Annotated in this window: 6 protein-coding genes; 4 read left to right on the top strand and 2 right to left on the bottom strand. The window is 61.4% G+C overall.

All coding sequences use genetic code 11. The features are described 5' to 3' along the window. Window positions 1-44: 44 nt before the first annotated feature. Together ABJ99_RS15505 and ABJ99_RS15510 are read right to left on the bottom strand one after the other, a co-directional pair. Window positions 45-1019: a 2-hydroxyacid dehydrogenase gene (locus ABJ99_RS15505; RefSeq protein ID WP_054086537.1), complete on the bottom strand. Its 975-nt coding sequence runs from the start codon at window positions 1017-1019 to the stop codon at window positions 45-47. A gap of 87 nt (window positions 1020-1106) precedes the next feature. Beyond that, entirely contained in the window at window positions 1107-2054 is a 948-nt protein-coding gene (locus tag ABJ99_RS15510) for a LysR family transcriptional regulator (protein WP_054086538.1), read from the bottom strand. Between the two features lie 215 nt (window positions 2055-2269). Here ABJ99_RS15510 and ABJ99_RS15515 point away from each other — a divergent pair, with 215 nt between their 5' ends. The 4 genes from ABJ99_RS15515 to ABJ99_RS15530 are packed head-to-tail and all read left to right on the top strand — an operon-like array spanning window position 2270 to window position 6993. Then, window positions 2270-3736, top strand: coding sequence for an efflux transporter outer membrane subunit (locus ABJ99_RS15515; protein WP_054086539.1), 1467 nt, complete (start codon window positions 2270-2272; stop codon window positions 3734-3736). Then, window positions 3733-5919, top strand: coding sequence for an FUSC family protein (locus tag ABJ99_RS15520; RefSeq protein ID WP_054086540.1), 2187 nt, complete (start codon window positions 3733-3735; stop codon window positions 5917-5919). Before ABJ99_RS15515 ends, ABJ99_RS15520 begins: the two co-directional genes overlap by 4 nt. Then, window positions 5909-6109 carry a DUF1656 domain-containing protein gene (locus ABJ99_RS15525; RefSeq protein WP_054086541.1) on the top strand — a complete coding sequence of 67 codons (201 nt, stop codon included), beginning with the start codon at window positions 5909-5911 and terminating at the stop codon, window positions 6107-6109. Before ABJ99_RS15520 ends, ABJ99_RS15525 begins: the two co-directional genes overlap by 11 nt. 23 nt (window positions 6110-6132) lie before the next feature. After that, the gene (locus tag ABJ99_RS15530; protein WP_054086542.1) at window positions 6133-6993 is read left to right on the top strand and encodes an efflux RND transporter periplasmic adaptor subunit; all 861 of its coding nucleotides are present in this window, start codon (window positions 6133-6135) and stop codon (window positions 6991-6993) included. Window positions 6994-7079 lie beyond the last annotated feature (86 nt).

Genomic DNA, 7079 nt, shown 5'->3' on the forward strand with positions numbered 1-7079 from the left:
TCGATCGTTCCTCATGCATGGAACGATCGACAGCGGTATGACACTCAGCCCTTCCACACCTGCGGGTTGACCAGATCCTGCGGGCGTTCGCCCAGCAGCGCACTGCGCAGGTTGTGGTAGGCGCGGTCGGCCATGGCCTGGCGGGTTTCGGTGGTGGCCGAGCCGACGTGGGGCAGGGTGACGGCGTTCTTGAGCTGGAACAGTGGCGATTCGCTCAGCGGCTCTTTTTCGTAGACGTCCAGACCGGCACCGCGAATAGTGCCGTTCTGCAAGGCTTCGATCAGCGCCGGTTCATCGACAATCGGGCCACGCGCGATGTTGATCAGGATGGCGCCGGGCTTCATCAGACTCAACTCGCGACGGCCGATCAGGTGTTTGGTTTTCTCGTTCAACGGCACTACCAGGCAAACAAAATCCGCTTCGGCCAACAGTTGGTCCAGGCTGCGAAACTGCGCGCCCAGTTCCTGTTCCAGTTCAGTCTTGCGGCTGTTGCCGCTGTACAGGATCGGCATGTTGAAGCCCAGACGACCGCGTCGCGCAATCGCTGCGCCGATATTGCCCATACCGACGATACCTAGCGTCTTGCCGTACACGTCAGTGCCGAACTGCGGCGCTTCGATGCTGCGGGTCCACTGCCCGGCTTTGGTGTAGGCGTCCAGTTCGGCGACGCGGCGGGCGCTGCTCATGATCAGAGTGAAACCCAGGTCAGCGGTGGTTTCAGTCAATACATCCGGGGTGTTGGTCAGCAGAATGCCGCGCTCGCTGAGGTAGCCGACATCGTAGTTGTCGTAGCCCACCGAGATGCTGGACACCACCTCCAGTTTCGCCGCGTTCTGCAATTGTTCGCGACCCAGGTTGCGGCCCGCGCCGATCAGTCCGTGGGACTCGGGCAGTGCTTCTGCGAACTGCGCGTTGATGTCGCCCTTCTTCGGGTCAGGCACGATCACGTTGAAGTCTTGCGACAGACGCTCAGCCATTTCAGGAGAAACACGGCTGAAGGCGAGTACGGTTTTTTTCATCGGGCAGTCACTCTTGAGCGATTGAATGAGTAGCACGCTAACATTCCTGCCCGCTCTTTGGCAGCCGCTTTTTGCAGTTGTACGATGTCAGCAGGACGCCTTGAGTGCCTGTACGTGCAAGTCGGCTTCATCGGCCGCGAGGATTTCCGGCAGCGAGCCGCGCAGGTATTCGACCCAGGTCCTGATCTTTGCGTCCAGGTACTGGCGCGACGGGTAGATGGCGTACAGGTTCAGTTCCTGCGAACGATAGTCGGACAGCACGCGCACCAGCGTGCCGTTGCGCAAGCCTTCGATGGCCGAGTAGATCGGCAGGATGCCGATGCCCATGCCGCTGGAAATCGCGGTTTTCATCGCGTCCGCCGAATTGACCAGCAATGGCGAGCTGTTGATGGTGACCATTTCCTGGCCATCCGGACCGTCGAACAGCCACTTCTCCAGTGGGAACACCGGGCTCACCAGGCGCAGACACGCGTGGTTCAAAAGGTCTGCGGGCTTGTGCGCCATGCCGAAGGTTTTGACGTATTCGGGGGATGCACACACGATGCTGTAAGTGATGCCCAGCCGCTGCGACACAAAACCCGAGTCTGCCAGTTCGCTGGCCAGCACGATCGATACGTCGAAGCCTTCCTCGAGCAAGTCCGGCACCCGATGAGTCATGGTCAGGTCGAACGCCACGTCAGGATGATTGCGTCGATAGCGGGCGATGGCATCAATCACGTAATGCTGGCCGACGCCGGGCATCGAATGCACCTTGAGCTGCCCGGCCGGGCGCGCGTGGGCGTCGCTGGCTTCGGCCTCGGCTTCTTCCACCGACGCGAGAATCTGTTCGCAACGCAGCAGGTAGCGTTTGCCCGCTTCAGTGAGTGCGATGCGGCGGGTGGTGCGGTTGAGCAAACGGGTCTGCAAGTGCGCTTCCAGATTGGAGACAGCGCGCGAGACGTTGGCCGTTGTGGTGTCCAGCACGGCAGCGGCAGCGGTAAAGCTGCCCGCTTGCGCCACACAACTGAAGGCACGCATGTTTTGCAGGGTGTCCATGAGTACTTCTCTGAGTGGTTACTTCTCTGAATGGGGACTTCGCTGGGTGATGGCAAATTGTGACATGAAGTAACGGGCGCATGTCAGCCAGACCAAAGCATTATCGCCGTTTCGGTAACAAAGATTCACACAACTCCCCGCTTATCGCCGCGCAGAGCGCCGCCTAGAATCGCCGCCAACGCCTGTGTATCACCTCCGTTCGGGAATTTTTCGCTGTGCCGCGTCGCATCATCAGAGGGCTCAAACCCCTCGTTATTCTGGCTTTGACGCTGGTCATCAGCGGTTGCATCGGAACCCATGGCATCCAGCCGCACGCCAGCCTGCTGCCCGCTGCCCGTCTGGCGACCGATCAGGCCATCCAGAGCGCTGCGCGCGACGCCCGTTGGCCGACAGCGCAGTGGTGGCGTGCCTATGGAGACGCGCAACTGGACCGCTGGATTGAGCTTGCAACGCTCGGCAGCCCAAGCCTGGCGATAGCGGCGGCGCGAGTGCGGCAGGCGAAGGCAATGGCGGGCATTGCCGAATCGAACGAATCGCTGCAGATCCAGAGCAACGCCAGCCTGCAACGCCACGACTGGCCGAACGATCAGTTTTATGGGCCTGGCGCCCTGGCCGATACTCGCACCTGGGACAACAATGCATCGCTGGGCTTTAGCTACTCGCTCGATATCTGGGGCCGTGAGCGCAATGCCAGCGAGCAGGCGCTCGATCTGGCACACGTGAGCGCGGCCGAGTTGCGTCAGGCGCAGCTGGAATTACAGGAAAATATCGTCCGCGCCTACATTCAACTGGCCCTGAACTACGCCCGTCTGGACATCGCCGAGGCGGCGCTGGAGCAGCAGCAACAGATACTCGACCTGGCACAACGTCGCTTGAAAGGCGGCATCGGTACGCATTTCGACGTCAGTCAGGCCGAGACGTCCTTGCCTGAAGCGCATCGGCAGATCGATGCACTGGAGGAGGCCATTGCCCTTAATCGCAATCAACTGGCGGCGCTGGCCGGCAAGGGGCCGGGTCAGGGCGTCGAGTTGCAGCGGCCGGCATTGGCGTTGCACAGCGAATTGAAACTGCCATCAGCATTGCCAGCCGAGCTGCTGGGTCAGCGGCCCGATGTGGTGGCTGCTCGCTGGCAGGTCGAGGCGCAGGCGCGCGGTATCGATGTCGCCCGAGCAGGTTTTTATCCGGATATCGATCTCGTCGGCAGCCTGAGTTATATGGCCACGGGCGGCGGCCTGCTGGAGTTTTTGAGCGGCAGCAAACTCGGTTACAAGGTCGGCCCGGCCATCAGCCTGCCGATCTTCGACGGTGGACACTTGCGTGCGCAACTGGGCCAGGCCTCGGCCGGTTATGACCTGGCGGTGGCGCATTACAACCAGACGCTGGTGATGGCGCTGCGCAGTATTTCCGATCAATTGATTCGTCGCGCATCAATGGACAACCAGCAGGTGTTCGCCGCCCGCTCGGTGGCGTCGGCGCAAAAGACCTATGACATCGCCCTGATCGCCTGGCAACGCGGCCTGACTGATTACCTGAACGTACTCAACGCCCGGACACAGCTTTTCCATCAGCAGGAGATACAGCAGCAGGTCGAGGCGGCACGCTTGAGTACGTATGCCGGGTTGGTGGTGGCGCTGGGTGGCGGAGTCTTGGCAGGCAACGAGCGCGGAACGCCGGAACAATGAGCACCCTCGTGCAGCGCCTGTCAGCTTTACCCTGGCGACGCGAACTCAACAGTCGGGCGCGCAGCGACGGGGTGACATGGATTTACCTCTTCAAGGTGTTGATCGCTGCATTCCTCACCTACTGGCTGGCGCTGCGTCTGGAGTTGCCGCAGCCGCGCACGGCGCTGATCACGGTATTCATCGTCATGCAGCCGCAGAGCGGGCAGGTGTTTGCGAAAAGTTTCTATCGGCTGCTGGGCACGCTGGCCGGATCGGCGTTGATGGTGTTGCTGATGGCGCTTTTTGCGCAAGACCCGGTGCCTTTTCTCGGCTGTCTGGCGCTGTGGGTCGGGGTCTGCTCGGCAGGTGCTGCGCGTTATCGCAATTTTCGTGCTTACGGTTTTGTGCTCGCCGGGTACACCGCCGCGATGGTTGGTCTGCCGGCGCTGGCCCATCCTGAAGGGGCGTTCATGGCGGCCGTGTGGCGCGTACTGGAAATCACCCTCGGGATTCTCTGCGCAACCGCAGTGAGTGCCGCGATCTTGCCGCAGAGTGCCAGCGCCGCCATGCGCAACGCGCTGTACCTGCACTTCGGGGTCTTCGCCCGTTTTGTGAGCGACGGCCTGCGCGGCGATATTTCACGCGCTGCATTCGAAACCGGCAACGTGCGTTTTGTGGCCGAGGCCATCGGCCTTGAGGGCATGCGTAGCGTCACGGTGTTCGAAGACCCGCACATGCGCCGTCGCAACGGTCGGCTCAATCGTCTGAACAGCGAGTTCATGGCGGTTACGACACGTTTCAACGCGCTGCACCAATTGCTCGAAAGGCTTCGCAACGAGCGCGCCGAGACCGTGTTGACGCACATCGATCCCGGTCTGCAAACCCTGGCCGAGCTGCTCGACGTTTTTGCTGACCGCGCCCTGACCAATGACGATGCCGCTGTCTTGGTCAGGCGGCTGGAGCACTGCAAAGCGCAGTGGCCAGAACGGGTCAGAAACGTGCGCGCCGAGCTTGAGAACACCTGTCCGAGCGAGGCTGAGCGGCTGGACTTTCACACTGCATTCGAGCTGCTGTACCGGCTGATCAGCGAACTGCTCGATTACGCCCGGACCCATGCATCACTGGCGGATCACACGCATGTGCGTGAGCGCTGGAAAGAGCCTTTCGTGTCGCGCACCCACTGGCTGACGGCGCTGGCCGCGGGTGTGCGTGCAACCAGTGTGGTCGGCCTGATGAGTGCATGGTGGGTGCTGACCGCCTGGCCCAGCGGCGCCAGCATGACTTTGGCATCGGCCGCCACTGTGGCGCTGTCATCGACCACCCATAACCCGAAGCGCATGTCTTTCCAGATGGCCTGCGGCACGTTGCTCGGTGCGCTGCTGGGCTTTATCGAAACCTTTTTTCTGTTCCCGTATATCGACGGTTTTGCGCTGTTGTGCGTGCTGCTCGCACCGGTATTCATGTTTGGCGCGTTGCTCGGTTCGCGGCCGCAATGGGCGGGATACGGGCTGGGACTGCTGATCTTTTTCAGCCTCGGCTCGGTGCCGGATAACCTGACGGTCTACAACCCTTACACCTTCATCAACGATTACCTCGCGATGGTCATCGGTATGCTGACGTGCGCGGCGGCCGGCGCGATCATCCTGCCGCCCAACAGCCGCTGGATGTGGCAGCGACTGGAGCAGGCGCTGCGCAATCAGGTGGTGTTTGCGATCAGTGCGCCGCTGCATCGTCTTGGTTCCAGCTTCGAAAGCCAGACCCGAGACCTGATGCATCAGGCTTACGGTCTGGCCATCAGTAAGCCGCTGGTGCAGCGCGAGCTGCTGCGCTGGATGTTCGTGGTGCTGGAAATCGGTCACGCGATCATCGAATTACGCCGTGAGCAGGCCGTGCTGCCGATTCATCCCGCTTACGCCGAATACCAACCCTGGCGCATCGCGTTGCGGGTCATGGGCCGTGCCTTGATTCGACTGTTCATTCAGCCCGACACCGTCAATCTGCAGCGGGGCCTGCTGGCGGTTGATCAGGCGATCAAACGCGTGCAGGACGCGGATGAACCGTTTGCCGCGCATTTCGACACGTCGGTGTTGCGTCGGGTGAAAAGCTATCTGCACTTTATCCGCACCTCGCTGCTCGACCCGCAGTCGCCGCTGGCTGCCTATGGCCTTGATCAAACTTCTTCAGGACAGGCGCATGCCGCGTGAAATAGCTTTCCATGGTCTGTACCTGCCGACCCTGACCCTGATGTTTCTGATCGCGCTGGTCCTGGCATGGGGGCTGGACCGCCTGCTGGCCGGTTTCGATCTGTATCGGCATTTCTGGCACCCGGCGTTGCTGCGCCTGAGCCTGTTCGTGTGCCTGTTCGGCGCACTGGCGCTACCCCTTTATCGTTGATGTCTGATTCGAGAACGCTCTGGATGAAAAAGTTGTTCAGTCTGATCGCCACCTTGCTGGTCCTGGCCGTGGCGCTTTGGATCGGCCGGGCCCTGTGGGTCGATTACATGGAGACGCCGTGGACCCGCGACGGTCGGGTGCGCGCCGACATCATCAACGTGGCCGCCGATGTGTCGGGCACCGTGGTGGAGGTGCCGGTGCGCGACAATCAATGGGTGAAGCGCGGCGATCTGCTGATGCAGATCGATCCCGAGCATTACCGGATTGCCGTCAGACAGGCGCAGGCGCTGCTGGCGTCGCGCAAGGCGACCTGGGAGATGCGCAAGCTCAACGCCAAACGCCGCGCCGACATGGATGAGTTGGTTATATCGGCAGAAAACCGTGACGACGCGAGCAATGTCGCCACTTCGGCGCTTGCCGATTATCAGTTGGCTCAGGCGCAACTGGAGGCCGCCGAACTGAACCTGTCACGCACCCGGGTGCTGGCGGCGGTGGACGGTTATGTCACCAATCTGAACGTGCATCGCGGCGACTATGCGCGCATAGGCGAAGCGAAAATGGCCGTGGTCGACATGAATTCGTTCTGGGTCTACGGCTTCTTCGAGGAAACCAAATTGCCGCACCTGAACGTGGGCGATCCGGCAGACCTGCAACTGATGAGCGGCGAAGTCCTCAAGGGGCACGTCGAAAGTATCGCCCGAGGCATTTACGACCGCGACAACCCACAAAGCCGCGAGCTGATCGCCGACGTCAACCCGACCTTCAACTGGGTGCGCCTGGCCCAGCGCGTGCCGGTGCGCATTCACCTGGATCAGGTGCCGGAAGGCGTATTGCTGGCCGCGGGCATGACCTGCACAGTCATTGTCAGGCCGATAGGCGGCTGATGATCGTCGAGGATCGGGCGACGCTTCGTTTGTCCGCGATCTCTCGGTTTTTGTAGGAGCGGACTCGTCCGCGAACTGCCGGGAAC

The sequence above is a fragment of the Pseudomonas syringae pv. cilantro genome (genome assembly GCF_001293775.1).
Taxonomy (GTDB): Bacteria; Pseudomonadota; Gammaproteobacteria; order Pseudomonadales; family Pseudomonadaceae; genus Aquipseudomonas; species Aquipseudomonas syringae_P.

What these genes read in the sequence shown, in the direction of transcription:
- ABJ99_RS15505 (WP_054086537.1), bottom strand. Translation starts at nt 1,019, where the DNA reads ATGAAAAAAACCGTACTCGCCTTCAGCCGTGTTTCTCCTGAAATGGCT.
- ABJ99_RS15510 (WP_054086538.1), bottom strand. Translation starts at nt 2,054, where the DNA reads ATGGACACCCTGCAAAACATGCGTGCCTTCAGTTGTGTGGCGCAAGCG.
- ABJ99_RS15520 (WP_054086540.1), top strand. Translation starts at nt 3,733, where the DNA reads ATGAGCACCCTCGTGCAGCGCCTGTCAGCTTTACCCTGGCGACGCGAA.
- ABJ99_RS15525 (WP_054086541.1), top strand. Translation starts at nt 5,909, where the DNA reads ATGCCGCGTGAAATAGCTTTCCATGGTCTGTACCTGCCGACCCTGACC.
- ABJ99_RS15530 (WP_054086542.1), top strand. Translation starts at nt 6,133, where the DNA reads ATGAAAAAGTTGTTCAGTCTGATCGCCACCTTGCTGGTCCTGGCCGTG.